Genomic DNA, 26,490 nt, shown 5'->3' on the forward strand with positions numbered 1-26,490 from the left:
GCGCGCTCCCCTGGGGCAATCCAAGGCACAGATGTCGACCGCGACCTAGTATCGGGTCATGCAATCGAGGCTGCCCGCCGACGTGCGCCGCGCACAACTGGTGCAGTCGGCAATCGACGTCGCCGAGCGGGTCGGTATCGAGTCGCTCACCGTTCGGGCGCTGTCGGAATATGCCGACGTCACCAAAGGCATCGTGCAATACCACTTCGAGACCAAGCAGGATCTGGTGATCGCGATGGGCGAGCACCTCATCGTCGACGTCACCGAGATACTGCACGCCGCGTTGGACAGCGCGGTCGGAACACACGAACTACCCGGTGTTCGGGGGCTGCGCGAGCTGGTGCACAGCGGGCTGAGCGCGGTGTGGCTGCTGATCGAGAAATCGCACGGTCGGCAGCTGTTGGCGTACGAGATCAAGACGTATCTGTTGCGGCATCGCGCACTGGGTTCGGCCACGGCCGCCGAGATCGCCAGCGGGCAGTATCGAATCCGGGATTCCGAGGCGCAGCTGTTCTTCGAGAATTGTTCCGACCACACCGGCACGCGGTGGCTCGAACCAGTGGAGTCGATCGCCCGCTTCGGGATGGCGACTCTCGACGGTTTGGTGCTGCGGTGGTTGGTCGACGGCGACGATCTCGAAGTGTTGGCCCAGATCGACGACCTGTCCGGGTTGATCGCCGCGAAGGCAGAAGATCGCTGAGTGGAAAACCGCTCGACGGGACTTCTCGGCTGCGGAGTGTTTGACTGTGTCGGCCCGGCAACGACGACGAAGGAATGTGCCGAATGAGTTCGATCGCCGGTGACACCACCACCGCTACGACCCCGCTGTCCCGCATTGCCGCAGCCACCGAGGGTCTCGAATCTCCTTCGGCAGCAGTCGATCTGACAGCTCTCGATGCCAATGCTGCAGCACTGCGCGCCCGCGCGAACGGTGTACCGATCAGGATCGCCAGCAAGTCGGTGCGGTGCCGAGCCGTGTTGAATCGGGTCCTCGCGGCGCAGGGTGTATCCGGAGTGATGGCCTATTCGCTGCGCGAAGCGATCTGGTTGGCGCAGTCCGGCGTCGACGACATTCTGATGGGTTATCCGACGGTCGATCGAACAGCGCTCGCCGAGGTGGTCAACGACCGCGTGCTGTCGGGACGCATCACGTTGATGGTCGACGACGTCGCGCAACTGGACCTCGTCCGAGACGCCGCTCGGAGCGACCTGCTCAAGCCCCGCATCTGTATCGACGTGGACGCATCGTTGCGGGTGGGGCCGCTGCACATCGGGGTCAGGCGCTCTCCGCTTCGAGATCCGGAGCAGGTGGCGCAGTTCGCCCGTCAGGCTCGCTCGCGGGGGTTCCGGGTTGTCGGTCTGATGTTCTACGAGGCGCAGATCGCCGGTGTTCCCGACGCCAACGTCGCTGTCGAGCTGATGAAGTCGCTGTCGTCTCGTGAGATCGGTGCGCGGAGAACAGCAGTGGTGGACGCCGTGACCGCGGCGATCGGGCCGCTCGAGATCGTCAACAGCGGTGGTACCGGGTCGATCGATTTCTCTGCCGCGGATCCGGCCGTCACCGAGGTCACCGCGGGTTCGGGTCTGTTCGCGCCGACCCTGTTCGATCGGTATCGCGCGTTCTCGGCCGAACCCTCGCTGTTCTTCGCACTGCCGGTGGTGCGCAAGCCGACTCCGCGGATCGCCACCGCGTTCGGCGGCGGCTACATCGCGTCGGGCCCGGCGTCCTGGTCGCGATCACCCCGACCGGTCGGCTGGTCCAGGAGGGCAGCGGGCGTTGTCGCGTCGGGCCTGAAACTGCTGCGCAACGAGGGCGCGGGGGAGGTGCAGACCCCGGTGAGCGGCGCCGAGGAGGTGCGTATCGGCGATCGAATCTGGTTCCGCCACGCCAAGGCCGGGGAGTTGTGCGAGCGGTTCGACACCCTGACTCTGGTGCATGCCGACGGATCGGTCGACGCCGTTCCCACCTACCGCGGCGAGGGTATGGCGTTCGGCTGACGTGCGTTCTCGCACAGCCGCATGAACGTGCCGAGCGTGACGAGTCCGTCCGGGGTCGACGGTAGATAATGGGTCAGCGCGCGCGAGCGCACCAGGATCGCGGCCCACTGGCCGCGGGAGATGGCGACGTTGAGTCTGTTGCGCGACAACAGGAATCCCATTCCGCGGGGCACGTCCTCGATGGCCGACGCTGCCATGGAGATGAGGACCACCGGTGCCTGACGGCCCTGGAATTTGTCGACGGTTCCCACCGACACCTCGTCGAGCCCGGCGGCTGCGAGTTGCTCGACGATGACGGCAACCTGTGCGTTGTAGGCCGCGACCACCAGAAAGTCGGACTGCTGCATCGGGCGCGGGTCGCTGCCGTGTGCGGGGTCCACCCACGGCCGACCGAGCAACGACCGGACCCGCGTGACGATCTCGTCGGCTTCCTCGATCGAGTCGGTGGAATTGCCGTGGTGGTCCAGAAGGACGACGTGCAGGCCCGGTTCCAGACCCGACAGCGAACGTGACTGTGTCACATCCTTGTTCGATTCGAGCTTGCCCTCGTACGACAGCGTCGACACCGGCGCGCACAGATCCGGATGCATCCGCCACGTCGTCGCCAGGAAGTAGCCGCGGTCGGCGGGCAGGGTGGCGTGCCCGGTCGTCAGCCATCCCAGGGCCGATTCGTCGACGGGCTCGGGGTGGGTGCCCTGACTGACCTGGGGGAGCTGCGCCGGGTCGCCGAGAAGCAGCAGATTGCGCGCCGATACCGAGACCGCGATGGTGTTGGCGAGGGAGAACTGACCGGCCTCGTCGACGACGAGTAGATCGAGGGAGCCGGGTGGAATTCGGCCGGGGTTGGAGAAATCCCAAGCAGTGCCGCCGATGACGCAGCCCTCGTCGGCCTCAGTGACGAAGTGCGAGTATCCGGCGATGTCCACGACGGTGTGCGCGGTCGGGGCCTTCTTGCCCACCTTCGAGGCGTCGACCCCGGCCCCGACGATGGTGTCGAGCAGGTTGTTCACCACGTGATGCGACTGGCCGACCACCCCGATCCGCCAATGATGTGTGTTCACCAGGTGTTCGATGACGCGCGCCGCCGTGTAGGTCTTCCCAGTGCCGGGCGGGCCCTGCACCGCGACGTACGAATTGTCGAGATCGAGCAGCGCGGCCGTGATCGCATGTGCGTAGTCGTTGTCGTGGACCACGGGAAGGCCGGCGCCGGAACGAGTTCGGGGCGTCGAGCGCGTCAGCAGATCGGCGACAGCCGTACGTGGTAGTTCCGGCAACCCGCCGAGAACCTCGGTCGCGACGGAGACGATCGCCTGCTCGAGATGCTTGGTGTTCGGCGGCGGCTCGGGCGCGGTGGCAACCGGGAAATCGGTGTACTCCTCCACGCCCTTGCGTAGATTCTCTTGTACGACAACCACATCCAGGGTTCCCTCGTACCCGGTCTGCACGATCTCGACCGATGTGGTGGCCCGATGCGTCGGTTGCTGCTTCGTCAACCCCTCCGGCGCCGGGTTCTCGTACAGCAGCTTCACCTTCGAGCCGGACAGCACGCCGTTGCTCAGGTGCCCGACCAGTTTGACCTGACGACGCAGCACCCGTTGTCCGGGTGCAGTTTTCATCCAGTCGTGCACCAGCTCGGCGCGCTCGACCTTCAATACGTCCGCGGCGTCGGCCCATTCGTCGAGCGGATGGGTCAGGCGGTCGTAGTGGCCCCACCAGAACGGCTTGTTCTCTCGTCGGTGATATCCGATGGCACCGGCGAACAATCCGAGCGCGTGCTGCGTCGGCGTGCGATCCCACGGCAGTCCGGCGTGCTCGGCCAGTTCGAGTTCGAGTGGGGTCGCGGTGCGGTCGACGACGTCCTCGAGGTCCAGCTGCTGCGGGGACCGCGGTGCCACCCCAGCGTCCGATGCCCGATCGAGCAACCAATCACGCAGTCGCAGTGTCGATTCGCAGTCGGTGCGGTTGTACTCGGCAATGTCGGCGAGCAGAGCTGCCGCCTCGGCGTCCTTGCCTCGATCGCGCAGTTCGCACCAGTGCGCATATTCGACGATCGACGCCGCCGCGTCGGTGACGTCTCCGTCACGGGCCGCGGGCATGTACAGCGGTTCGAGTTTCTTGATGCTGTACGAGCGAGCACCGATCCGAACAGCCGACCGCACGACGGGGTAGAGATCCACGAGAACGTTCTCCCGCAGCAGATCGTCGACGGCGTCCTCGCCCACTCCGTACCGGCCGGCCAGCCGCAGCAGAGCCGTCTTCTCGTACGGCGCATAGTGATACACGTGCATCTTCGGATACTCGGATCGGCGGGCGGCGACATAGTCGAGGAAGTCGATGAGCGCACGACGTTCCTGCGCACGGTCGTGTGCCCAGAACGGCAGGAAGTCGCCGTCCGCGGTGTAGACGCCGAACAGGTACTCGAGACCCCAGTCGGACGAACCGGACTCCGCGTACAGCGGATCTCCCTCGAAGTCGAAGAAGATGTCGCCGTCGTCGGGCTCGGGAATCACCCCCAGTGCCTCGGCGTCGAAGATCTCGAATTCGGCTGCCCCGCTGCGCTCTTGGCGTACCTGCAAGGCCGCCTGCGACCGCAGGTTCTCCAGTGTCCGGGAGGACATGCCGTCCACCGGGGTACTCGACTCTGCGAGCTCGTCGATCGACGAGATTCCTGCGTCCAGTAGACGGTCCCTGGTGCTGCCGCGCATGCCGGCGACGAGCACCAGATCGCGATGCTGCTCCACCTCGGCGGTGCAGGCATCGCACTGCCCGCATCCCGAGTACCGCGGATCGAACCACTCGACGACGGTGCCCTCGGCGTGATGCTCGTCGAGAATGTGCTGCAGGTGTGCTCTCGACTGCCGGTAGACCGGAAGAATGTCGGCCAGTGCGTGCGCGGAGTCGCTGCCGTCGCCGAGCATCAGATGGACCTGCTCGCTCGGAGTGATACCCCCGGTGTGCAGGGCGTCGGCGTACGCGGCCAACTGCAGCAGCGCCGGCACCTTTGCATGTCTCGACAGTTTCGTGTCGTAGACGGTGTAACGAGAACCGTCGGCTACCAAGAAGTCGCAGAAACCGAGAAATCGTCCGTCGAAGAAGGTGGCCTGATAGAGCACCGGCGTGCGTGAGGTCAGGGCGGTGAAGGTCGCCCACGCCGCGTCCGCCAGTTCCTGTGCGGTACGGCCCGGTCGGTCCATGGTCAGGACGCCACCGGGAAAACGCTGCTCGAACGCCTCGAGTTGGCGTCGTTCGTGCTCGAATCCGAGCGTGGACGTGCGGTCGAGCATCGGGTCGGCTGCGACGCTCTGCCGGGGGATCAGGCCGGTGACAGCGTCCAGTCTTCGGAGCAGGCCGAATTCGCAGGACGCCGCCGCGGCGAGGTCGCTGGCGCTGTAGACGACCTGATCGCCGAGGAGGAACACAAGCGTCCACCCTAGCGACCCGCGACAGCGGCACCGGTCACGTTGCGCGCGGAAGCCGGCGGGAACAGGCAAAATGATTCAATGCCTTTTTTCGACGGAGCCACCGGTGCTGTCCACTATCGAACCTGGACCGTCGCCGACGCTCGATTCGGTCTCGTTTTCCTGCACGGTCTCGGCCAGAACAGCGCCCATTACCACCGCTTCGCGCGGCTGCTGAACGAGCGTGGGGTGGACGTGTGGGCGGTCGATCACGTGGGGCACGGCCTGACCGAGGGTGAACTGACCGACGCAGCGCAGATCCCCGGTCTCGCACAGAACGCGCTGCAGTTGATCGACATCGCCGAGGCCGAGCACCCCGAGCTGTCGTTCGCTCTGATGGGCCACTCGCTCGGTGCCGCGACGGCCATCGCTGCGCTGGGTGCGCATCCGGAGGCCGTCCGATGCGCGATCCTGTGCGGCACGCCCAAGTCCGTGACCGGTTCTGCCGACGACCTGTCCGACAACGTCATCCCGTTGCTGGCCGTGCACGGGGTCGACGATCGTCTGGCACCGGTCGATGCCGTGCGTGAATGGATCGGACGCGTTCCGCAGGCGAGCCTGCGCGAGTTCGAGGACGGCGGACACGATCTGCTGCACGAAAAGATCCACCAGGCCGTGACGACGGTCGTCGCCGAATTCCTCGACGATCACATGCACTGACGACCACATGCACTGACGATCACATGCTGTACGACGAAGGGCCCGGCGCGATTGCTCGCGTCGGGCCCTTCGGCACTCGTGCTGGGCGATCTACGAGTAGATGGCCTCGATGTCGCTGCCACGTTCGGTGTGGATGATGTTGCGCTTGAGCTTCATCGTCGGAGTCAGCTCGCCGGTCTCGACGGTGAAGTCGTTCTCGAGGATCGTGTACTTCTTGATCTGCTCGGGGTTGGAGACCTTCTTGTTGGCCTCGGCCACGGCCTTGTCGATTTCGGCGACGAGGTCGGCGTTCTTCGACAGCTCCGAGAACGGGATGTCGGCAGCGAGGTTGTGGCGTTCGAGCCAGCCCGGCATCGCTTCGGGGTCGAGGGTGATGAGCGCACCGATGAATGGCTTGGCGTCACCGACGACGAGGCACTGGCTGATGATCGCGTTGGCGCGCAGCGCGTCCTCGAGTACCGCGGGGGCGACGTTCTTGCCGCCTGCGGTGACGATGATTTCCTTCTTGCGGCCGGTGATCGAGACGAAGCCTTCCTGGTCGATCGAGCCGAGGTCGCCGGTGTGGAACCAGCCGTCGACGATCGCTTCGGCGGTGGCCTTCTCGTTGTGCCAGTAGCCGCTGAACACCACCGGCCCCTTGAGCAGCAGTTCGCCGTCCTCGGCGACCTTGACCGCGTGGCCGTCGATGGGCTTGCCGACGGTGCCGACGCGCTGTTCCTTGGTGGTGTTGACGGTGACGGCCGCGCTGGTCTCGGTCAGTCCGTAGCCCTCGTAGACCGGTACCCCTGCGCCGCGGAAGAAGTGGCCGAGGCGAGCGCCGAGGGGGCCGCCGCCCGAGACCGCACGATCGCAGTTGCCGCCGAGCGCAGCCCGCAACTTGGAGTAGACGAGCTTGTCGAAGACGGTGTGCTTGAGGTTGAGGACCAGGCCTGCGCCGCCCTTCTCCTGGGCCTCGCTCCACTCGATGGCCGTCGCGGCGGCCTTGTCGAAGATGCTGCCCTTGCCGCCGTCGTGTGCCTTCTGCTTGGCCGAGTTGTAGACCTTCTCGAACACGCGCGGCACCGACAGAATGAAGTTCGGCTTGAAGACGGCGAACTGATCCACCAGGGTCGATACGTCCGAGGTGTGGCCCACGGTCACCTTCGACTCGAACGAGCCGAACGACACCGCGCGGGCGAACACGTGCGCCATCGGCAGGAACATCAAGGTGCGGTTGCCCTCGCGCATGGAGTCGTGCAGCGCGATCTGGGTGGCCTGGACCTCGGCGTAGAAGTTCGCGTGTGTCAGCTGCACACCCTTGGGGCGGCCGGTGGTGCCCGAGGTGTAGATCAGTGTCGCGGGGGAGGCGGCAGTGACCTGGTGTCGACGGGTATGCACGTCCTCGTCGCTGACTCCTGCGCCGCGGGTGGTCAGCTCGTCGATGGCACCGCCGTCGATCTGGAGTACCTCACGCAGGTCGGCGGCCCCGTCGGTGACGTCCTTCAGGTTCGAGACGTGAGACGCGGTCTCGACGATCAGCAGCTTGGTCGCGGAGTCCTCGAGGATCCACTGCGCCTGATCGGGCGACGAGGTCTCGTAGATCGCGACGGTGCATCCGCCCGCGGTCCAGATGGCGTAGTCCAGGACGACCCACTCGTAGCGAGTCGCGCTGAGAATGGCGACGCGGTCGCCCAGTTCGATGCCCGACGCGATCAGACCCTTGGCCAACGCGGTGACCTCTTTGGCGAACTGACCTGCGGTGACGTCGGTCCAGGTCCCGTTCACCAGGCGCTGGAACGGGACGAGATTCGGTGCTTCCTTCTCGTACCGGAAGACGGTGTCGGCCATGGATGCGTCGTCGGGAATGGTGAATGACGCCGGCACAGAATATTCGCGCACTGCTGGACCCCTTACGGATAAATAGCGTGGTAGTTGTGCATTTCATCACACCCGAGTCCGTAACGCACCACCGAGGTTGTCCGGTTTGTCGATTTTCCGTCGTTTCGAGTGGAGTTGAGTGTGACTCGGGGTACAACATAACGGTGTCCGGTCGTGCATCTCCGTCGGGTTGCCGTCGTGAGAACGCTCGCACCTGCCGTCCACCGCCGCTGTTTTCGTCACCTGATCAGCGCAGAAGGAGTCGCAGGGGCCGGGCAGGTACTAAACTCGGGTGTATATGAGCACTTCAGAATCTGATCAGGATGCCGCCGTGACGTCTGACGAGACGAGTTCGTCCCCTCCCGTCCACGCAGGTGAGTCTTCTTCGACAGCGGATGACATCACTTTTGCCGATCTCGGAATAGACGAGCGGGTCCTGAAGGCCCTGCGCGACGTCGGATACGAGAGCCCGTCGCCCATCCAGGCGGCCACCATCCCGCCGTTGATGGCGGGCAACGACGTCGTCGGCCTCGCGCAGACCGGAACGGGTAAGACCGCTGCGTTCGCAGTGCCGATCCTGTCCCGTCTCGACGTCTCGCGTCGGACGCCGCAGGCCCTGGTGCTGGCACCGACCCGCGAGCTCGCGCTGCAGGTGGCCGAGGCGTTCGGCAAGTACGCCACCCACATTCCGGGTCTGCACATTCTGCCCATCTACGGCGGCCAGGCCTACGGGATCCAGCTGTCCGGCCTGCGCAAGGGTGCGCAGATCATCGTCGGCACCCCGGGTCGCGTCATCGACCACCTCGAGAAGGGCACACTCGACCTGTCCGGGCTCGAGTACCTCGTGCTCGACGAGGCCGACGAGATGCTCAAGATGGGGTTCCAGGAGGACGTGGAGCGCATCCTCTCCGACACTCCCGAGTACAAGCAGGTCGCGTTGTTCTCGGCCACGATGCCGGCCGCGATTCGCAAGATCTCCAAGCAGTACCTGCACGACCCGGTGGAGATCACCGTCAAGACCAAGACGTCGACGGCACCGAACATCACGCAGCGCTACGTCCAGGTGGCCCATCAGCGCAAGCTCGAGGCGCTCACTCGAATCTTCGAGGTCGAAGAGTTCGAGGCCATGATCATGTTCGTGCGCACCAAGCAGGCCACCGAAGAGCTCGCCGAGAAGTTGCGCGCACGGGGATTCTCCGCCGCCGCGATCAACGGCGACATCGTGCAGGCACAGCGCGAACGCACCATCGGCCAGCTCAAAAATGGCCAGATCGACATTCTGGTGGCCACCGACGTTGCGGCTCGTGGTCTCGACGTCGACCGCATCTCGCACGTCATCAACTACGACATCCCGCACGACACCGAGTCCTACGTACACCGCATCGGCCGTACCGGCCGCGCGGGTCGCGCCGGTCAGGCCCTGTTGTTCGTTGCGCCCCGCGAGCGTCACCTACTCAAGGCCATCGAGCGTGCGACGCGGCAGCCGATCACCGAGATGCAGCTCCCCAGCGTCGACGACGTCAATGCGCAGCGCGTCACGAAGTTCAAGGACTCCATCACCGAGAGCCTCGGCAACGAGAATCTGGCGCTGTTCCGCCGGCTCATCGAGGACTACGAGCGCGAGCACGACGTGCCGCTGGTCGATATCGCAGCAGCTCTGGCCATCCAGTCGCGCGACGGCGAAGCCTTCCTGCTCAAGCCCGAGCCGCCTGCCCCGCCGCGGGCACCCCGCGAGCCTCGGGAGCCGCGGCCACCGCGGACGTTCGACGAGGATGCGGCCAGCTCGCACCACCGCAAGACCGGCCAGGAAATGGCGACGTACCGCATCAGCGTCGGTAAGCGTCATCACGTCGCTCCCGGTGCCATCGTCGGTGCCATCGCCAACGAAGGCGGTCTGCGTCGAAGCGACTTCGGGCACATCAGCATTCGTCCCGACCATTCGCTGGTCGAGTTGCCTGCCGACCTCGCCGACGAGACGGTCGAGGCGCTGCGCCGCACCCGCATCAGCGGCGTGTTGATTCAGCTGCAGCCCGACTCCGGTCCTCCCGGACGCAGTGGCGGGCCGCGCGGCGGCGGAAAGTTCAAGGGCAAGCGCTAGCACCACGTGCGCGGAACTTCGTAGCCCGCTACGAAGTTCCGCGCACGACCCGCCGGCTCGAGCGTTTGATGGCTCAGGCCCCGGGTATCCACACGTGCATGACCAACGTCACTCTGCGTGTCAATGGAACCGATCGTGAGATCGACTGCGACACTCGATCCACTCTGCTCGACGCACTTCGCGAGAACCTGGATCTCGTCGGGGCCAAGAAGGGGTGCGACCACGGTCAGTGTGGTGCCTGCACCGTCCTGGTCGACGGCCGGCGAATCAACAGTTGCCTCACGTTCGCCGTCGCGCAGGTCGGGCGCGAGATCATCACGGTCGAGGGACTGTCCGACGGCGACACTCTGCATCCCGTGCAGCAGGCTTTCGTCGATCGTGACGCGTTCCAGTGCGGGTACTGCACGTCCGGGCAGATCTGCTCGGCGGTCGCGGTGATCGAGGAGGCGAAACAGGGCTGGCCCAGCGCGGTCACCGAAGACCTCGAGGCCACCGATGTCGAACTCGACTCCGGCGAAGTGCGCGAACGCATGAGCGGCAACCTGTGCCGCTGCGGTGCGTACGCGAACATCGTTCCCGCAGTGCAGGACGCGTCATGAGAACCTTCGAATACCGAACCGCCACTGCGATCGACGACGCTCTCGAGCGCCTGGCGGGGGACGAGAACGCAATGTTGCTCGGTGGCGGCACCAATCTGGTCGATCTGATGAAGCTGGGTGTGGCCGCACCATCGGCGTTGATCGATGTGACGCCATTGCCGTTGCACGACATCGACGTCGCCGACGACGGAGCGTTGCGGATCGGCTCCGGGGTGTCCAACAGCGATCTTGCGGTGCATCCGGTTGTCCGCCAGCGGTATCCGGTGCTCTCGCGGGCAGTGCTGTCCGGGGCCTCGGGCCAGCTACGCAACATGGCCACCACCGGCGGAAACCTGTTCCAGCGCACCCGATGCGTCTACTTCATGGACGCATCCAAGCCGTGCAACAAGCGCGAACCCGGTTCGGGCTGTCCGGCACGTAATGGCGAGCATCGAAACCTCGCCATCCTCGGAGCCTCGTCGTCGTGCGTGGCGACGCATCCGTCCGACATGGCCGTCGCGCTGTCGGCTCTCGACGCGCGCATCGTCGTTCGCGGAGTCGACGGTGAACGGAAACTCGAGATGGACGAGTTCTACCGATTGCCCGGCGATGATCCGACGCGAGACAACACTGTCGCCCGAGACGAGATCGTCACCGCCATCGAAATTCCGAAGGCTGCCGACGGCACTGTCTCGACGTATCGGAAGGTACGGGACAGGCAGTCGTACGCGTTCGCGGTCGCGTCGATCGGCGCTGTGCTCGACGTCGAGGACGGAATCGTACGTGGGGTGGCGATCGCGCTGGGCGGCGTCGCGCACCGACCGTGGCGGGCCCGAACCGCCGAACATGCTTTGCTCGGAACCGCTCCCGACGAGGCGTCGTTCCGGGCTGCGATCACCGAGGAACTGCACGCAGCAGAGCCGTTGCGAGACAACGCGTTCAAAATTCCGCTGGTCACGAACCTGGTGACGCGCACGCTGACGGAGTTGGCAGAGCTGGGCACACACGAAGAGTTGGGAGATCGGTCATGACGGCATCGATCGGCCGGTCGATTCAGCGCACCGAGTCCGTCGACAAGGTCACCGGCCGAGCGCGCTACGCCGCCGAGCAGCCGCCGATCGCCGGCCAGGTGTACGCCTGGTACGTGCCCGCGACGGTTCCCGTCGGGACGGTCGAGAACGTCGAACTCGCTGACGGGGGCCCGTCGGTGCACTCGCTGCTGTGGCACGGCAACGCCGAGAAGCTGGGCGACGTGGAAGATGTGGAACTGCATGTGCTGCAATCGAATTCCGTTGCTTACCGCGGCCAGATCGTGGCCGTCGTTCTGGCCGACACCCTCCAGGCTGCCCGCGCGGCTGCTGCCCGAGTACAGGTGCGTTACGCCGACGTTCGCTCACCCGACAACACCCTGAGCGCCGATCACAGCTCGCTGTATGCGCCCGAGTCCGTCAACGCTGGGTTCCCCACCGACGTCACGGTCGGTGATCCGGACGCTGCATTGACGACGGCCGAGCATGTCGTCGACAACTGGTACTCGACGGCTCCGATGCACAACAGTCCGATGGAACCGCACGCCACCACGGCGCAATGGTCCGATGGTGTACTCACGGTCTGGGATTCGACGCAGGCACCGTCGGGCGTTCAGGGCGATCTCGCGACGGCGTTCGGACTGGAACCCGCGAATGTTCGCGTGATTGCCGAGAACGTCGGCGGAGGCTTCGGGGCGAAAGGCAGTACTCGGCCCAACGCAGTTCTCGCTGCGATGGCGGCGCGAGCAACCGGCAAGACCGTCAAGCTGGTTCTACCGAGGCAGGCCCTGTTCGATGTCGTCGGATACCGCACCCCGACCCTCAATCACGTTCGCCTCGGTGCGGATTCGAGTGGCAGGCTGCAGGCCATCGCGCACGATTCCTTCCAACAGACGAGCACGATCTTCGAGTTCTGTGAGCAGACGTCGGAATCGACCCGGCACATCTATGCCTCGCCCAACCGCGCCACAACGCATCGGCTCGCCGCGCTGGATGTCGGCACCCCGCGCTGGATGCGAGCCCCGGGTGAGGCACCCGGCATGTTTGCAGTCGAGACGGCGATCGACGAATTGGCAACGGCCACCGGAATCGATCCGATCGAGCTTCGGATCCGCAACGAACCCGACGTCGATCCCGCGAGTGGGAATCCGTTCAGCTCCCGCAGTGTGGTGCAGTGCCTGCGCGAGGGTGCCGAGAAATTCGGCTGGGACCGTCGAGACTCCACGCCGGGCCGACGCCGAGCAGGCAATACTCTGCTCGGAATGGGCGTCGCCACAGCGAGTTACCCGGTGCTGATCTCGCCGAGTACCGCGGCGGCTCGCGTCGAGCAGGACGGCACTATCACGGTGTCCGTCGCTGCATCCGACATCGGAACCGGCGCTCGGACCGTGCTGCGGCAGATTGCCGCCGATGCGCTCGAGGTCGACGCGGATGCCGTCACACTGGAACTGGGCGACAGCGCTCTGCCCAAGGCCCCCGGTGCCGGTGGATCCTCGGGCACCTCCTCCTGGGGTTGGGCGGTCACCAAGGTCTGTAACGCGTTGCGGGACCAGGGACCGTTGCAGCCGGGTAACTCCGCCGAGGCCGATACAACCGACGACGTCGAAGCCCAGAAAGAGTTGGCGCGCATGGCGTTCGGTGCCCAGTTCGCCGAGGTGGCGGTCGACGTCGACACCGGTGAAGTACGCGTGCGCCGGATGCTGGGGGCGTTCGGCATCGGGAAGGTGATGAATCCACGGCTGGCCCGGTCGCAGCTCATCGGCGGCATGACGTTCGGACTCGGAATGGCGTTGATGGAGAGCGGCGTCGTCGATCACGAATTCGGCGGCTTCGCCAACCACGACCTCGCCGAGTACCACATCCCGGCCTGCGCGGACGTCACCGATCTCGAGGCCGTGTGGATCGAGGAGGTCGACACCGAGCTAGCCCCGATGGGCGGCAAGGGAATCGGTGAGATCGGTGCGGTGGGCTCGTCGGCAGCCATCGGCAATGCGGTCTACAACGCCACCGGCGTCCGAGTCCGCGACCTCCCGATCACCCTGGACAAGGTGCTACCGCACCTCTAGAGCGGCTTCGCCGCATGTGAGTGGAAACTCGACCCCTGCTACGAAGTTCCACTCACATGCCTCGACGGATTCGTTTCGCAGGCTCCACTCACCTGCCTCAACGGATTCGTTTCGCAGGCTCCACTCACATGCCTCGATGGATTCGTTCCACAGGCTCCACTCACGATCGGGCGCAGCCCCTCTACGCCAAGATTCGCTGTAGGAACTGTCGGGTGCGGGGCTCGGTCGGGTTCGCGAGAACCTGCTCGGGCGTCCCGCGTTCGACGACGACGCCGTTCTCGAGGAACAGCACCTGATCGGCCACCTGCTGGGCGAAGCGGATCTCGTGGGTGACGATCACCATCGTCCAGCCTTCGGCGGCAAGGCCTTTGATGACGCCCAGTACTTCGCCGACCAGTTCGGGATCGAGCGCGGAGGTCGGCTCGTCGAACAGCATCAGTTTGGGGCGCAGGGCGAGGGCCCGGGCGATTCCGACGCGTTGCTGTTGGCCGCCGGAAAGCTGGAACGGGTACTGGTCGGACTTGGCGTCGAGACCGATCTGATCGAGGATCGCGTGAGCGTCGCGAGTGGCGTCGTCTTTGGCCCGTTTCTGGACGATCACCGGTCCCTCGATGATGTTCTGCAGCACGGTCTTGTGGGGAAACAGATTGTGGCTCTGGAACACCATGCCGCTCTGCGCGCGGAAGTGGCGCAGTCGCGCGGCGTCCACGGGCTCGGCGAAGTCGACCGACACGTCGCCGATGCGGATCAGGCCGGCATCGGCTCGGTCGAGAGCATTGAGCGTTCGCAACACGGTGGTCTTGCCGGAGCCGGACGGCCCGATGATGACGGTGACGGTGCCCGACGGCACGGTGAACGAGACGTCCTTCAGTACCTCGATCGGTCCGAACGATTTCTTCAGTGCGGATACTTCCAGCAGGTCTGTCATTTCGCCACGTACCTGTCGAGTCGGACTTCGAGTTTGCCTTGGAAGAACGAGAGAATTATGCAGATCACCCAGTAGTACAGGGCGGCAACGGAGTACAGCGTGAAGAAGTCGAACGTCGGAGCCGCCGCCAGCTGCGCGACGCGCAGCAGTTCGGTCACCAGGATGGTCGATGCCAGCGAGGTGTCCTTGACCAGCGAGATCAACGTGTTCGACAGCGGCGGCACGGCGGTGCGCAGTGCCTGCGGAAGCACGATGCGCTGCAACGTGGTTCGGTATCCCATGCCGATCGTCTGCGCGGCCTCCCACTGGCCCTTGGGCACGCTCAATATCGCAGCGCGAATGACTTCGGCCGCGTAGCCGCCGACATTGAGCGAGAACGCCACGACCGCCGCCGGAAACGGCGAGATCACGATGCCGAACTGCGGCAGGCCGTAGAAGATGATGAACAGCTGCAGCAGTAGGGGAGTGCCGCGAATGATCGAGACGTAGAACCGGGCCACTGCGGCGAGGGGCTTGATCGACGAGATCCGGGCGAGTGCCACGGCCAGCGCGATGATCAGTCCCACAACGAAACTGACGGCGGTCAGCGGGATCGTCATGGTGACCGTCGCCTTGAGCATCGGCCACAGGTTGTCGAGTACCAACTGCATCTTCGACGGCGCAGTGGTTCCTGCGTCCTCGCTCACCGGTGCCGCGGTGTCGGCGGTCGGTGCCGCGACGTCGCTGCCGAAGTACTTCTTCGAGATCTCGGCGATGGTGCCGTTGTCACGGAGGGTGTCGATGGCCGCGTCGACCTCCTCCATCAGGCCGCTGTTCTTGCGGGCCACGAAGGACTGCAGCGTCGTGTCGCCCGTGTTTCCGGAGACCCGCACTCCCGTGTCGCCGGTCTGCTGCAGGTATTCGGCGATGGCGAGCGAGTCGTTGACGGTGGCGTCCACCCGGCCGTCCTTGACGAGCGCGACCGCTTGGACGAATCCCTCGACCGCCTCGACGTTCGCGCCCGCGTCGGCAGCGACCTCGGCCCAGTTGCTCGTCGACGATTGGGCGGTGGTCTTGCCGGCCAGATCGGCCGTCGAGGTGATCGTGGTGTTGTTCGCGGCGGTGAGAATCTGGCCTTCGGACACCGTGTAGGGCTTGGACAGGTCGTAGGTCGACTGCCGGGCGGGAGTGATCGACACCTGGTTCGCGATCAGGTCGAAGCGTTGCGATTGCAGCCCGGCGAAGATCGAATCGAAGGGGGTCTGCACGAAGTCGACGCGGACGCCCAGTTCGTCGCCGACCGCGTTGATGACGTCGATGTCGTAGCCGGTGAGTTGGCCGTCCCCGCCCTGATAACTGAACGGGCTGTACGTGCCCTCGGTGCCGACGACGAGTACACCGTCGTCGCGCACTCGGTCCAGGAGGGATTGCGACGACGAACTACACCCGGACAATCCGAGTATGCCGATCAGAATCGCGACCAGAACCAGAGTGGATCTGCGCACCATCTAGGCCTGCTTTCGCTGTAATGACGAGTGGAGAAAAACCTACCCGTCGATCTCCAGTTCCGCTGACACGACGACGGTGTTGTTCATCGGCAATGCGGCCGCTCCCAGCGCAGTCCGCGCATGCGCACCGACCTCGGGTCCGAAGATCGCCAACACCAGATCGGAGAACCCGTTGACGACGGTGGTGGTCTGAGTGAAGCCGTGATCGGCGTTGACCGAGCCGGTGACGGTCAGCCACGCGCTGATTCGATCGAGATCTCCGATGGCACGGGCGAGGCTGCCCAATACCGCGAGGGCGGTGTCACGCGCGGCGTCGGTGGCGGCGTCGAGGTCGACTTCGGACGGCACCGCACCGAACGGACCGGCGAGGGTTCCGTCCGGTGCGAGCGGCGAATGACCCGAGACGAAGACGCGGTTGCCGCGCACGCGAACCCAATCGAAGGAGAACTCGAATCCCGGTGGTGCGCTCGGTTCACCGGGCAGCTCGAAGCCGAGTTCGGCGATGCGACGTTCGATCTCCATGAACGAAAATCCTGTCAGACCGCAACGCCGTTGATGGTGCGAACCGTCCATCGGGTGCCGTCGTGTTCGAGTGTGGACACACCGGCGTTGAGTATGCGGGGTGAGTGTCGTCGACGGATTGCGTCGAAGATGGCTCGAATGACGCCACCGTGGGCCACGGCGATCACCGCGGAGTCGGGGTAGCGCGAGGCGATCTCGTCGACGGCTCGCACGCCCCGGACGATCAGATTCGATCGTGGCTCGAGGCCCGGGTATCGCCCGTCCGGCCAATGCGAGTACGCGTCCCAGTCGGTGAATCCCTCGGCGTCACCGAAGTGACGTTCGGCCAGATCCGGGAATTCGGCGGTTCGGTTCAGGCCCAGATGGGTCCCGATGATGTCGGCGGTTTCCGCGGCCCGCGCCAGCGGCGAACTGACCAGGTGATCCCACGTACGGAACTCCAGTTCGTAGCCTGCCTCGCGGGCCTGAGCTCGTCCGGTGTCGTTGAGAGGGATGTCCGAAGAGCCCTGCAGGCGGCCGTGCAAATTCCAGTTCGTTTCACCGTGCCGAACCAGCGCCAGAAAAGTCATAGTGAGCGGAGAATATCCCAGAGTTACCAGGGAGTACGGTCGATACCGAGATAAGCGAACGAGCACGGAGGATTGTCGATGAATCTTGCCCTGACAGAAGAAGAGGCCGCATTCCGCGACGAGATGCGGACGTTCTTCACCACGAAGATCCCCGCCGAGATTCGCGAGAAGAACGCGACGGGTCAGGAGTTGAGCAAGGACGAAGTGGTCACGACCATGCGAATCCTGAACGAGAACGGCCTGGCAGTACCGCATTGGCCTGCGGAGTTCGGTGGCCGCGACTGGTCTGCGGTCCAGCGTCACATCTGGCTCGACGAAATGCAGCTGGCCTCGGTACCCGAGCCGCTGGCGTTCAACGCGTCGATGGTGGGCCCGGTCATTGCGACGTTCGGGTCGCAGGAGATCAAGGAGAAGTTCCTGCCGAAGACGGCGAACCTCGACATCTGGTGGTGTCAGGGGTTCTCCGAGCCCGAGGCCGGTTCGGATCTCGCCTCGCTGCGTACCACCGCCATTCGGGACGGTGACGACTACATCGTCAACGGCCAGAAGACGTGGACCACTCTCGGCCAGTACGCCGACTGGATCTTCGCGTTGGTACGCACCAACCCCGATGCACCGAAGAAGCAGGCCGGAATTTCGTTCCTGCTCATCGATCTGAACACCCCCGGCATCGAGATGCGTCCCATCAAGCTGGTCGACGGCAGCGTCGAGGTCAACGAGGTGTTCTTCGACAACGTCCGCGTCCCGGCCGAGAATCTCGTGGGCGAGGAGAACCAGGGCTGGAGCTACGCGAAGTTCCTGCTCGGCAACGAGCGCACCGGCGTCGCCCGCGCCGGACACACCAAAGTTCGACTGGGACAGGCGAAGAAGCACGCGGCGCAGACGAAGGTCGGCACCGGGACGCTGCTCGAGGATCCACTGTTCGCGGCCAAGCTTGCCGAGGTGGAGAACGAACTGCTCGCCCTCGAGCTCACCCAGTTGCGGATGGTCTCGAGCTCGGACGACGGCAAGCCGAACCCGGCATCGTCGATTCTGAAGCTGCGGGGTTCCGAATTGCAGCAGACCACAACCGAATTGCTGATGGACATCGCCGGGCCGGACTCCTTGCCCTACGAGGCAGGCGAGGACATCGAGAGCGACGGTTGGGCACAGCGGTCGGTACCGAACTACCTCAACTATCGCAAGGTCTCGATCTACGGCGGCTCGAACGAGGTTCAGCGCACCATCATCGCGTCGGCGATTCTCGGACTGTAAGGGAGCATCTGAAGACATGGATTTCGAACTCAACGAAGAGCAGAAACTGCTGCGCGACACCACCCGTGAGGTTCTCTCGCGCGCCTACGACACCGAGAAGCGCAACAAGATCGTGGCCGGTGAGCTGGGGTGGAGCACCGACGTCTGGAAGCAGCTGGCCGAGGTCGGTCTGCTGGGTCTGACGTTCAGCGAGGACGACGGCGGTATGGACGCCGGTCCCGTGGAGATCATGGCGGTCATGACCGAGGTCGGACGACGGCTCGCGCCGGAGCCCATTCTCGACGCCGTTCTGGTGCCCGGCGGGCTCATCTCCGAGCTCGGCTCAGCCGATCAGCGCAAGCGACTTCTGCCACCCGTGGCCGAGGGCTCGTCGATGTTGGCGTTCGCGCACAACGAATCCGGCAGCCGCTGGCCGAACGTCGAGGTTGCCACCACGGCGACCGAGGACGGCGGATCGTGGTCGATCAGCGGCGTCAAGAACCCGGTTCCGCACGGCGGCAGCGCTGACGTCATCGTCGTCAGTGCCGTGCTCCCCGGCGGTGGAACCGGATTGTTCGTCGTCGACGGCGACGCGACCGGGCTGACCCGCAAGTCGTACGCCACCCACGACGGGCAGCGCGCCGCGCAGATCGAATTCTCCGACGTTGCTGCAGAACCGCTGGGTTCGGCCGAGAACGCAGCCGCGGCGATCACCGGTGCCGAGGTGCGCGCACAGGCCGCACTGTGTGCCGAGGCAGTGGGAGCAATGGAGGAGGCGCTGCGGCTGACCACCGATTACCTCAAGCAGCGCAAGCAGTTCGGGGTTCCGCTGGCCAAGTTCCAGGCGCTCACCTTCCGTGCGGCGGACATGTACGTGCTACTCGAGCTGGCCCGCAGCATGAGCCTCTACGCCACGATGTCGTTGGCGGACGGCAATGTCGACACGACCATCGCCTCGCGCGCCAAGCTGCAGATCTCGCGTTCCGGTCGCAAGATCGGCCAGGAGGCAATTCAGCTGCACGGCGGAATCGGCGTCACGGCCGAATATCCCGTCGGGCACTACACCAGTCGGCTCATTGCCATCGAGCACACTCTCGGTGGGGCCGACGAGCACCTGCGCATCCTGTCGGACAAGGTCGCCGATCACGACCTCATCGGAATCTGATCCGGTAAAAGGATACGGGCCCGGCCACCTCGTCCAGGTGGTCGGGCCCGTTCTCGTCTCTCGGACGCGTCAGCTACCCGAATCCGCCTGCACCACAAGGTCGGCCACAGCTGCGGGGTTGGAAACCAGGATCGCGTGCGAGCCCGGAACCTCGGTCACCCGGGCCCCGGCCCGCTGCGCCATGAACCGCTCGGCGGAGGTCGGGATGATCTGATCCTGCTGGGGGATCAGCGCCCACGACGGGGTGTGCGCCCAGGACGGCGGACCGCTCGGTTCGAGCAAGGCACCGGCAGCGATGGTCTTCTGGTGAGCGGCCATGCGGGCGGCCTGCTCCTCGGTGACGTCGGGGGCGAAGAACGGACGGAACAGCGCGGGCGTGATGTACGAGTCGACGTTCTTGCCGATCAGGTTGGACGAATCGTCGACGATAGACAGCCCGATCACCGGTGGGACCAGAGCCGTCACGGGGAATCGGAACGGGTCGAGTTCGAGTGCGACGGGTTCGCCTTCGACCGGCATGAACGCCGCGACGTAGACCAGAGCCTCCACGTTGTCCGCGTGCACGTTGCTGATCACCGTGCCGCCGTAGGAATGGCCGACCAGCACCACGGGCCCGTCGATGTTCTCGACGACGTCGGTCACCGAGGCCGCATCGATCGCCGGGCCGCGCAGTGAGTTCTCGGCGGTGACGACGGGGTAGCCGCGGCCGCGTAGGTCGGCCGCGACACCGTCCCAGCTGGTGCTGTCGGCGAAGGCACCGTGCACGAGGACAACGGTCGGCAGGCCCTGCGCAGCGGCCGGAGCCACCCCGATCCCGAGCATCGTGCCCACGGTCAGTGCCGCGGCTGCGAGCAGGGAGGTCCACTTGGAAGACGTCATGTTCTCAACCTGCCACACGCCAGGAGTTTCCACGGTGTTCACCGTCCGGATTCGACCAGCTTTTTCTCAGTGAACGCTCGTATGCTTGGCTTGTGGCAGTGGCGTTCGCCCGACCGGGTGATCGTGAAACGGTAGGTCCGATCGTGAGCGAGAGTTCGATGAAGTCTCGGATGGCCGAGTACCCACGTCCCCATCACTGCTTGTTGCACATCAGCGACACGCATCTCGTCGACGGCGGCGGTCGCTTGTACGGCGGCGTGGACAGTGAGTTGCGGCTCGAACAAGTGATGACCGATGTTCGGAACTCGGGGGTGCGGCCCGATGCGTTGGTGTTCACCGGTGATCTGACGGACAAGGGCGAGGCGGGTGCCTACGAGAAGCTCCGCGCTCTGGTCGAGCCGGTGGCCGAGGAGCTCGGCGCGCAGATCGTCTGGGCGATGGGCAATCACGACGACCGCGCGACGTTCCGTCGGACCCTGCTCGACGCGGAACCGAGCGGGCAGTCCATCGATCGCGTGCACGACGTCGACGGGCTTCGCATCGTCACCCTGGATACGACGGTCCCCGGAAAGCATCACGGTGAGCTCGCCGACGAGCAATTGGCTTGGCTCGCAGACACTCTCGCAACCCCTGCCGAGTTCGGGACGATTCTGGCGATGCACCACCCGCCGGTACCGACCGTGCTCGATCTCGCAGTTCTGGTCGAGCTCATCGATCAGCCGCGCCTGGCGGACGTGCTGCGCGGCAGCGACGTGAGATCGATACTCGCAGGGCATCTGCACTATTCGACGACAGCGACGTTCGCGGGTATCCCCGTCTCGGTCGCGTCGGCCACGTGCTACACCCAGGATCTCAATGTTCCCGCCGGCGGGTTACGCGGTCGCGACGGAGCCCAGGGCTACAACCTGGTTCACCTCTACGACGACACCGTCGTCCATTCGGTGGTACCGACGGGCTCGTACGACACTGTGGGAGAGGCAGTGTCGGCAGAGGAGACCGCGCGCCGGCTCGACGCAGCGGGAGTGACCATTGCCGACAGCGCCCGTCGAAAGTTGTTCAGCGACGCCTAGTTCGGGGTGCGTTCCCACGGCGCGACGATGGGGAAGTACTTGTCCAGGAACTGCGTCACGGTGCGCGTGCGCAGATCGAGGTCGACCTCCGGGAAGCTGCCGTCGTTGAGGCAGAAGAAGTCGACCGATCTTTTGGGCAGCAGCTTCTCCATCAACTCGAGACCCGCGACGGACGTGGTGTCGATGTACCGAACCTTCGCATCCTTCTGGACCACGGCGCGTCCGCTCATCAGCGCGTAGTAGTGGTACAGCGAATTCGTGACCGAGATGTTCGTACTCGCGCGGAATGCACTGGCAGCGGTGGAGGCGAACTCGTCGGGGAACTCGTTCTCCATTTCCTGCATCACGCTGCGGCGCAACGGCGTTGCCGCATGCTCGAGGTGCCGGGTGGTCGTCATCCCGAAGCGGTCCTGCAGGATCCGACGGTTCACGCGTGCCGCGTTCTCGAAGCCGCTGCGGTCGGCGTCGCTGTAGCCCAATCCGATTCGCGTCGTCGCCTCGATGAACATGCTGATTCCGCCGGGGGAGAAGAACATCGACGGGCTGACGGGGCGACCGAAGAACATGTCGTCGTTCGAGTACAGGAAGTGCTCGGACAACCCGGGGATGTGGTGCAGCTGGCATTCGACGGCCTGCGAATTGTGCGTCGGCAGTACGGAGGTATCGACGAAGAACGCCTCGCTCGGCACGAACGTCACCTTGGGATGGTCGGCGAGCCACGCCGGCCTCGGGGAGTCGGTGGCGACGAAGATGCGCCTGATCCACGGTGCGTACAGGTGAATCGACCGCAGTGCGTACTTCAGTTCGTCGATCTGCCGGTACCGGGCGGCCGAATCGTCGCCTTCGCCGACGACGTAGTTCGCCATCCGGCGGGCGCGTTGAGCCTGGAATTCCGCGGACGAACCGTCGACCCACGAGAACACGATGTCGATGTCGAAATTGATGTCCGACGCGTGGTCGGCGAACATGTTCTCGATGGTCGGCCAGGTTCGGCCGAAGCGCTCGACGGTGCCGCGGACGGCCTCGTCGGGCCGGATGTTGCGGCGAGTGAGCGAGTTCTCGATCGGCAGCACGATCTCGGACGGTGAGAACGACCACAGCTCGATCTGCACCGCGGTCGATGCGCCGTAGTAGAGCCCGCTGAACGGCTCGACACGTGGGCGGTAGAGCCGCACGATGCGCGCGTTCGACGACGGCGACAAGGTGCCATCGGCTACCAGTACCGCTTTTCCGCGGGCGTCGACGGTCTTGGAATAGAAGGGCTCGGCGCGGCAGGCATGCACCAGGGCCGTGGTCAGTGCCTCGCGAGCGGCCAGTTCTATGGCGATGACGGGACGCTCGTCGTTGCCGCGCACCAGTAGGTACTTGATCCGCGCGGCGTCGAGCACGGCGCGCACGAACAGCAGATCTTCGACCATCGCCTGGTGCGGGGTGGTCGAGGTGATGGTCAGTGCGTAGCGGCCGTCGTGGCTGACGACGTCGGACCGTTCGCTCAAGCGCGCGGCGGCAGCGTCGGATTCTCGGGTGACGGCATCGTTGGTCTCGTGCTCCGGTGGAACGAGGTAGATATCGTGCGGGGCAGAAGACGAGGTGATGACGTTCCTTCCGGAGTGTTCGCGCTGGCCGAGGAACCCCGGTGCCGTCTCAGTCTAGTGCAGGTGCGGTGCCTTTCGGACGCGCTGCGGTAGAACCCTGCTCGCTGCGACCAGGCCCAGTGCGATACCGACGGCGTCGGCGAGTGCGTCGGCGGCCGATCCGGAGCGACCGAGCGGCAGGATCGCCTGCAGGAACTCCGACACCACTGCGAACGCCGACGCCCACAGTGCGGTGCTGACCCAGCCGATGCCGGCGAGTCGGGAGGTGTAGGCGAGAGCAGCGAACAGGATGCAATGAATGATCTTGTCGCTGTGCTGAAAGCCGGACGGCACCCCGGACGCGGGGGTGAAGAGAACGATCAGCGCGACGACGAACGTGACGGCCAGGGGAATTCGGTACGTCGACTGCGAGATCACTGCGAAGAGTTTACCGGCGCTGCAGCACCACCACTGTGTCGATTCGCTCGTCGCCGTCCGGCGTCGTCCGGGTGCGGTGTTCGGCGTGGATCACCTCGAACCCGTCGCCCGCCGCAGCGACGACCGGTTCCGGTGCGAACAGTCGGTGCTTGGCCGGGTGCTGCGAGGCGTGGCTGTCGCTGGGACTGTGACCGACGATCAGTAGACGGCCCTTCGGCGCGACCGCCGCGGCGAACCTGCGGGTGGTCAGTTCTAATTCGTCCGGCGGCACCTGCAAGAAGTGCACCGACACCAGATCGAACGCCGCGGCCGGGGGAGTCCAGTCCAGTACGTCTTCCTGACGCCAATCCACCGCGAGCGTCTGTGACCCGAGTGCCTGCTGTGCGGCGCGAGCGCGGCCCAGGGCCACATCGGAGATGTCGACGCCGGTCACGTTCCATCCTTCGCCGGCCAGCCAGAGTGAGTCGGCACCTTCACCGCAGCCGATGTCCAGGGCGCGGCCCGGAATCAGCTCGGACGCTTCCTGTACCAACACGGCGTTGGGATTTCCGCTCCAGATGGCGGTGCGTTGGTTGTAGAGGTTGTCCCAGAACGATTCGTCGAAGGCACCGTTCTCGAAATCCGGTTCCGGGTGGGTCGGGTCGGCTGGATGAGTGTGCGCAGGTGTGTGGTCGGCCATGGTTCGAGACTGCCCGCTGTCGTCCCCGAGCGCAAACGAATTTGCTCATTCGGCAAAAATAGGCCTTGGGTAAAGTAATCCGTCATGACCGAACCGGAACGCGAAGTACTGACGTGGGAGACCTTCGGAGACGCCTCGCGCGATCTGACGAAGAAGATCGTGGGCGACGGGTTCGTTCCGGACATCGTCATCGCAATCGCCCGCGGCGGACTCATCCCTGCCGGTGCCATCTCCTACGCCATGGGCGTCAAGGCTGCCGGCACCCTCAACGTCGAGTTCTACTCCGATATCGAAGAGACTTTGCCCGATCCTGTTGTGCTCGAACCACTTCTGGATACCGACGCGATCGTCGGCAAGAAGCTGCTCGTCGTCGACGACGTCGCCGATTCCGGCCGCACCCTGGCGCTGGTGATCGATCTACTGAAGGCGCACACGGCCGACGTGCGGTCGGCCGTGATCTACACCAAGCCCAGAACCATTGTGCAGCCGGACTACTCGTGGCGAGAGACCGACAAGTGGATCAATTTCCCGTGGTCCACGTTGCCGGTCATCACCTGAGTTATTCGCTGGAGACGTCGATCAGCACCTTGCCGACGGTTCCGTTCTCGACGGCGTCGTGTGCGGCCGCGGTCTCGCTCAGAGGGAAGCGGTGCAGTGGCAGGCCGGTGGCTTCGCCCACTTCCAGCACACCTGCTGCCGCCGCCGCGCTGACGTCCGCCTCGGCGTTGCGCAGAGCCTCGTCGCCCACGGTGTAGAGCAGCACGAACTGGTAGCGAGTGTTGAGCACCATGTTCGGCCGGACGTCGAGGGTGATGGTGTCGCCGCCGTTGTTGGCGTAGACGGCTACGGATGCTCGGTTCGCTCCCACGGCCGCGTTGAGTGCGGCGTTCTGTGCGGGAGCGACCTCGACCACCAGATCGATTCCGCCGGGCACCAATTCGCGGATGTCAGCGGCGGCGTCTCCGGTCTTGTAGTTCACCACGTGGTGCGCGCCGGCAGCGGTGGCCAGTGCGCCCTTCTCCGGTCCGCTGACGGTCGTCACCACGGTCGCGCCTGCCCAGCGGGCCAATTGGATCGCGGCATGGCCGACGGCACCGGCGCCACCGGCGACGAGTACCGACTTGCCTTCCAACGCGCCGGGATGCAAGCGAGACGGGCCGTCCTCGGACACCGTCAGTGCGCGGTGTGCCGTCATCGCGGGTACGCCGAGGCTCGCGCCGACGTCGAAGCTGACGCCGTCGGGGAGAGCCACCACACGTGATGCGGGAAGGTTGGTGAACTTCTGCGCCGTTCCGGTCGGGCGCTGATGCTGGGCCAGGTACACCCAGACGCGATCTCCTACGGCCAGCCCCTCGACTTCAGGGCCCACGGCGTCGATCACTCCGGCACCGTCCTGGTTCGGAACCACCTCGTCGAACGCCAGCTTCTCGCCCGGTCCGGAACCGGTCCTGTTCTTCCAGTCCGTCGGATTGACGCCCGAGACCACGACGCGCACGCGCACTTCGCCTGCGGCCGGCTCGGTCACCTCGCGATCTTTCGGTTCGAGGACGGACGAATCGCCGGTGCGGGTGTACACAATTGCTGGAGAAGTCATACCGGGTTCAACGCGCCTGGAGGGCGCCGATGTTCCCTTCGCGGCAATCGGGGTATGCACGACTGGCTATCAGTGCTCGACGAAAGAGGCGTACTCGATGAACCACAACGACCTGCTGACCGACGCATTCGGTCGAATCAAGGAACTCGTTCACTCGGTGTTGGACGACATCCCCGCTGCCGCGTTGACCTATCGGCCCGACGCCGATGCCAACAGCATCGCGTGGTTGCTGTGGCACCTGACGCGTGTGCAGGACGACCACATCGCGGGTGTGGCCGGGAGCGAACAGGTCTGGACGTCGGACTCGTGGTTCGAGCGTTTCGGATTGCCGTTCGACAAGTCCGACATCGGGTACGGCCAATCGTCCTCCGACGTCGCTCAGGTCACCTCGAGCGCCGAGTTGTTGCGCGAATACCACGACGCCGTGCACTCGAAAACCGTTGCGTACCTGAGCGGTATCTCGACCGACGATCTGGACCGAATCGTCGACGAGAACTGGGATCCGCCGGTCACGTTGGGTGCGCGCCTGGTGTCCGTGGTCTCCGACGACCTTCAGCATGCCGGGCAGGCGTCGTACGTTCTCGGCCTGTACACCCGGCAGGCATAGCC

Annotated in this window: 23 protein-coding genes; 12 read left to right on the forward strand and 11 right to left on the reverse strand. The window is 65.1% G+C overall.

Going from position 1 to position 26,490, the window contains the following annotated elements; translation table 11 throughout:
* Positions 1-58: 58 nt before the first annotated feature.
* Together JLZ96_RS21760 and JLZ96_RS21765 are read left to right on the forward strand one after the other, a co-directional pair.
* A complete protein-coding gene (locus JLZ96_RS21760) occupies positions 59-700 on the forward strand; it encodes a TetR/AcrR family transcriptional regulator (protein WP_027498003.1) in 642 nt (213 codons plus the stop codon).
* A gap of 83 nt (positions 701-783) precedes the next feature.
* Positions 784-1,998 carry an alanine racemase gene (locus tag JLZ96_RS21765; protein ID WP_201011224.1) on the forward strand — a complete coding sequence of 405 codons (1,215 nt, stop codon included), beginning with the start codon at positions 784-786 and terminating at the stop codon, positions 1,996-1,998.
* On the opposite strand, the gene JLZ96_RS21770 is transcribed toward JLZ96_RS21765, so the two are convergent.
* The gene (locus JLZ96_RS21770; RefSeq protein ID WP_201011225.1) at positions 1,968-5,417 is read right to left on the reverse strand and encodes a bifunctional RecB family nuclease/DEAD/DEAH box helicase; all 3,450 of its coding nucleotides are present in this window, start codon (positions 5,415-5,417) and stop codon (positions 1,968-1,970) included. The two genes, JLZ96_RS21765 and JLZ96_RS21770, sit on opposite strands and share 31 nt — an antisense overlap.
* Positions 5,418-5,498: 81 nt before the next feature.
* On the opposite strand from JLZ96_RS21770, the gene JLZ96_RS21775 reads away from it, so the two are divergent.
* Positions 5,499-6,116 (forward strand): alpha/beta hydrolase, encoded by a 618-nt coding sequence (locus JLZ96_RS21775; RefSeq protein ID WP_032375181.1) that lies wholly within the window; start codon positions 5,499-5,501, stop codon positions 6,114-6,116.
* A 90-nt stretch (positions 6,117-6,206) separates the two neighbouring features.
* Here JLZ96_RS21775 and JLZ96_RS21780 read toward each other — a convergent pair whose 3' ends face one another.
* The gene (locus tag JLZ96_RS21780) at positions 6,207-7,994 is read right to left on the reverse strand and encodes a long-chain fatty acid--CoA ligase (protein ID WP_201011226.1); all 1,788 of its coding nucleotides are present in this window, start codon (positions 7,992-7,994) and stop codon (positions 6,207-6,209) included.
* Between the two features lie 310 nt (positions 7,995-8,304).
* On the opposite strand from JLZ96_RS21780, the gene JLZ96_RS21785 reads away from it, so the two are divergent.
* The 4 genes from JLZ96_RS21785 to JLZ96_RS21800 all read left to right on the forward strand — a co-directional run bounded on the left by JLZ96_RS21785 (position 8,305) and on the right by JLZ96_RS21800 (position 13,743).
* Positions 8,305-10,071, forward strand: a complete 1,767-nt coding sequence (locus JLZ96_RS21785) for a DEAD/DEAH box helicase (RefSeq protein WP_236254199.1) — start codon at positions 8,305-8,307, stop codon at positions 10,069-10,071.
* Between the two features lie 98 nt (positions 10,072-10,169).
* Positions 10,170-10,670, forward strand: a complete 501-nt coding sequence (locus JLZ96_RS21790) for a 2Fe-2S iron-sulfur cluster-binding protein (protein WP_032386333.1) — start codon at positions 10,170-10,172, stop codon at positions 10,668-10,670.
* The gene (locus tag JLZ96_RS21795; protein WP_201011227.1) at positions 10,667-11,680 is read left to right on the forward strand and encodes a xanthine dehydrogenase family protein subunit M; all 1,014 of its coding nucleotides are present in this window, start codon (positions 10,667-10,669) and stop codon (positions 11,678-11,680) included. Before JLZ96_RS21790 ends, JLZ96_RS21795 begins: the two co-directional genes overlap by 4 nt.
* The gene (locus JLZ96_RS21800; protein ID WP_201011228.1) at positions 11,677-13,743 is read left to right on the forward strand and encodes a xanthine dehydrogenase family protein molybdopterin-binding subunit; all 2,067 of its coding nucleotides are present in this window, start codon (positions 11,677-11,679) and stop codon (positions 13,741-13,743) included. The genes JLZ96_RS21795 and JLZ96_RS21800 overlap by 4 nt, the downstream gene beginning before the upstream one ends.
* Positions 13,744-13,924: 181 nt before the next feature.
* Here the strand turns inward: JLZ96_RS21800 and JLZ96_RS21805 are convergent, their stop codons facing one another.
* Genes JLZ96_RS21805 through JLZ96_RS21820 form a run of 4 tightly spaced genes read right to left on the reverse strand, consistent with a single transcriptional unit; the run spans position 13,925 to position 17,249 of the window.
* Positions 13,925-14,671: an amino acid ABC transporter ATP-binding protein gene (locus JLZ96_RS21805; protein ID WP_027497994.1), complete on the reverse strand. Its 747-nt coding sequence runs from the start codon at positions 14,669-14,671 to the stop codon at positions 13,925-13,927.
* Complete coding sequence (locus JLZ96_RS21810; protein WP_201011229.1) at positions 14,668-16,158, reverse strand: ABC transporter permease subunit; 1,491 nt, start codon at positions 16,156-16,158, stop codon at positions 14,668-14,670. The genes JLZ96_RS21805 and JLZ96_RS21810 overlap by 4 nt, the downstream gene beginning before the upstream one ends.
* Before the next feature lie 39 nt (positions 16,159-16,197).
* Entirely contained in the window at positions 16,198-16,680 is a 483-nt protein-coding gene (locus JLZ96_RS21815; RefSeq protein WP_032371653.1) for a RidA family protein, read from the reverse strand.
* 14 nt (positions 16,681-16,694) lie between these two features.
* Complete coding sequence (locus tag JLZ96_RS21820; protein WP_032392500.1) at positions 16,695-17,249, reverse strand: histidine phosphatase family protein; 555 nt, start codon at positions 17,247-17,249, stop codon at positions 16,695-16,697.
* 78 nt (positions 17,250-17,327) lie between these two features.
* On the opposite strand from JLZ96_RS21820, the gene JLZ96_RS21825 reads away from it, so the two are divergent.
* Together JLZ96_RS21825 and JLZ96_RS21830 are read left to right on the forward strand one after the other, a co-directional pair.
* Positions 17,328-18,503 carry an acyl-CoA dehydrogenase family protein gene (locus JLZ96_RS21825; RefSeq protein ID WP_027497991.1) on the forward strand — a complete coding sequence of 392 codons (1,176 nt, stop codon included), beginning with the start codon at positions 17,328-17,330 and terminating at the stop codon, positions 18,501-18,503.
* Between the two features lie 16 nt (positions 18,504-18,519).
* Positions 18,520-19,647 carry an acyl-CoA dehydrogenase family protein gene (locus JLZ96_RS21830; RefSeq protein WP_201011230.1) on the forward strand — a complete coding sequence of 376 codons (1,128 nt, stop codon included), beginning with the start codon at positions 18,520-18,522 and terminating at the stop codon, positions 19,645-19,647.
* 69 nt (positions 19,648-19,716) lie between these two features.
* Here the strand turns inward: JLZ96_RS21830 and JLZ96_RS21835 are convergent, their stop codons facing one another.
* Positions 19,717-20,526: an alpha/beta hydrolase gene (locus JLZ96_RS21835; RefSeq protein WP_201011231.1), complete on the reverse strand. Its 810-nt coding sequence runs from the start codon at positions 20,524-20,526 to the stop codon at positions 19,717-19,719.
* Between the two features lie 158 nt (positions 20,527-20,684).
* Between JLZ96_RS21835 and JLZ96_RS21840 the strand changes: the two genes are divergently transcribed.
* Positions 20,685-21,596, forward strand: a complete 912-nt coding sequence (locus JLZ96_RS21840) for a phosphodiesterase (protein ID WP_027497988.1) — start codon at positions 20,685-20,687, stop codon at positions 21,594-21,596.
* Here JLZ96_RS21840 and JLZ96_RS21845 read toward each other — a convergent pair.
* From JLZ96_RS21845 to JLZ96_RS21855, 3 genes are all read right to left on the reverse strand, one after another.
* Positions 21,593-23,092, reverse strand: coding sequence for a stealth family protein (locus tag JLZ96_RS21845; protein ID WP_176457011.1), 1,500 nt, complete (start codon positions 23,090-23,092; stop codon positions 21,593-21,595). The genes JLZ96_RS21840 and JLZ96_RS21845 overlap by 4 nt on opposite strands.
* Before the next feature lie 153 nt (positions 23,093-23,245).
* Positions 23,246-23,608 carry a VanZ family protein gene (locus tag JLZ96_RS21850; protein WP_201011232.1) on the reverse strand — a complete coding sequence of 121 codons (363 nt, stop codon included), beginning with the start codon at positions 23,606-23,608 and terminating at the stop codon, positions 23,246-23,248.
* 10 nt (positions 23,609-23,618) lie between these two features.
* Positions 23,619-24,287, reverse strand: a complete 669-nt coding sequence (locus JLZ96_RS21855) for a class I SAM-dependent methyltransferase (protein ID WP_081371415.1) — start codon at positions 24,285-24,287, stop codon at positions 23,619-23,621.
* 84 nt (positions 24,288-24,371) lie between these two features.
* Between JLZ96_RS21855 and JLZ96_RS21860 the strand changes: the two genes are divergently transcribed.
* On the forward strand, positions 24,372-24,845 hold the full coding sequence (locus tag JLZ96_RS21860; RefSeq protein WP_027497985.1) for a phosphoribosyltransferase: 474 nt from the start codon (positions 24,372-24,374) through the stop codon (positions 24,843-24,845).
* Between the two features lies 1 nt (position 24,846).
* Here JLZ96_RS21860 and JLZ96_RS21865 read toward each other — a convergent pair whose 3' ends face one another.
* Positions 24,847-25,881 carry an NADPH:quinone reductase gene (locus JLZ96_RS21865; protein ID WP_201011233.1) on the reverse strand — a complete coding sequence of 345 codons (1,035 nt, stop codon included), beginning with the start codon at positions 25,879-25,881 and terminating at the stop codon, positions 24,847-24,849.
* A 97-nt stretch (positions 25,882-25,978) separates the two neighbouring features.
* Between JLZ96_RS21865 and JLZ96_RS21870 the strand changes: the two genes are divergently transcribed.
* Positions 25,979-26,488, forward strand: coding sequence for a DinB family protein (locus JLZ96_RS21870; protein WP_027497983.1), 510 nt, complete (start codon positions 25,979-25,981; stop codon positions 26,486-26,488).
* The last annotated feature ends 2 nt before the right edge of the window (positions 26,489-26,490 follow it).

Origin of the sequence: Rhodococcus sp. NKCM2511 (assembly GCF_014905595.1) — a bacterium.
GTDB classification, from domain to species: domain Bacteria; phylum Actinomycetota; class Actinomycetes; order Mycobacteriales; family Mycobacteriaceae; genus Rhodococcoides; species Rhodococcoides fascians.

Coding starts and splice junctions, on each gene's coding strand:
- JLZ96_RS21790 (WP_032386333.1), top strand. CDS start 10,170: ATGACCAACGTCACTCTGCGTGTCAATGGAACCGATCGTGAGATCGAC.
- JLZ96_RS21825 (WP_027497991.1), top strand. CDS start 17,328: ATGAATCTTGCCCTGACAGAAGAAGAGGCCGCATTCCGCGACGAGATG.
- JLZ96_RS21865 (WP_201011233.1), bottom strand. CDS start 25,881: ATGACTTCTCCAGCAATTGTGTACACCCGCACCGGCGATTCGTCCGTC.
- JLZ96_RS21830 (WP_201011230.1), top strand. CDS start 18,520: ATGGATTTCGAACTCAACGAAGAGCAGAAACTGCTGCGCGACACCACC.
- JLZ96_RS21860 (WP_027497985.1), top strand. CDS start 24,372: ATGACCGAACCGGAACGCGAAGTACTGACGTGGGAGACCTTCGGAGAC.
- JLZ96_RS21815 (WP_032371653.1), bottom strand. CDS start 16,680: ATGGAGATCGAACGTCGCATCGCCGAACTCGGCTTCGAGCTGCCCGGT.
- JLZ96_RS21835 (WP_201011231.1), bottom strand. CDS start 20,526: ATGACGTCTTCCAAGTGGACCTCCCTGCTCGCAGCCGCGGCACTGACC.
- JLZ96_RS21800 (WP_201011228.1), top strand. CDS start 11,677: ATGACGGCATCGATCGGCCGGTCGATTCAGCGCACCGAGTCCGTCGAC.
- JLZ96_RS21795 (WP_201011227.1), top strand. CDS start 10,667: ATGAGAACCTTCGAATACCGAACCGCCACTGCGATCGACGACGCTCTC.
- JLZ96_RS21820 (WP_032392500.1), bottom strand. CDS start 17,249: ATGACTTTTCTGGCGCTGGTTCGGCACGGTGAAACGAACTGGAATTTG.
- JLZ96_RS21775 (WP_032375181.1), top strand. CDS start 5,499: ATGCCTTTTTTCGACGGAGCCACCGGTGCTGTCCACTATCGAACCTGG.
- JLZ96_RS21870 (WP_027497983.1), top strand. CDS start 25,979: ATGAACCACAACGACCTGCTGACCGACGCATTCGGTCGAATCAAGGAA.
- JLZ96_RS21810 (WP_201011229.1), bottom strand. CDS start 16,158: ATGGTGCGCAGATCCACTCTGGTTCTGGTCGCGATTCTGATCGGCATA.
- JLZ96_RS21760 (WP_027498003.1), top strand. CDS start 59: ATGCAATCGAGGCTGCCCGCCGACGTGCGCCGCGCACAACTGGTGCAG.
- JLZ96_RS21805 (WP_027497994.1), bottom strand. CDS start 14,671: ATGACAGACCTGCTGGAAGTATCCGCACTGAAGAAATCGTTCGGACCG.
- JLZ96_RS21765 (WP_201011224.1), top strand. CDS start 784: ATGAGTTCGATCGCCGGTGACACCACCACCGCTACGACCCCGCTGTCC.
- JLZ96_RS21840 (WP_027497988.1), top strand. CDS start 20,685: ATGAAGTCTCGGATGGCCGAGTACCCACGTCCCCATCACTGCTTGTTG.
- JLZ96_RS21855 (WP_081371415.1), bottom strand. CDS start 24,287: ATGGCCGACCACACACCTGCGCACACTCATCCAGCCGACCCGACCCAC.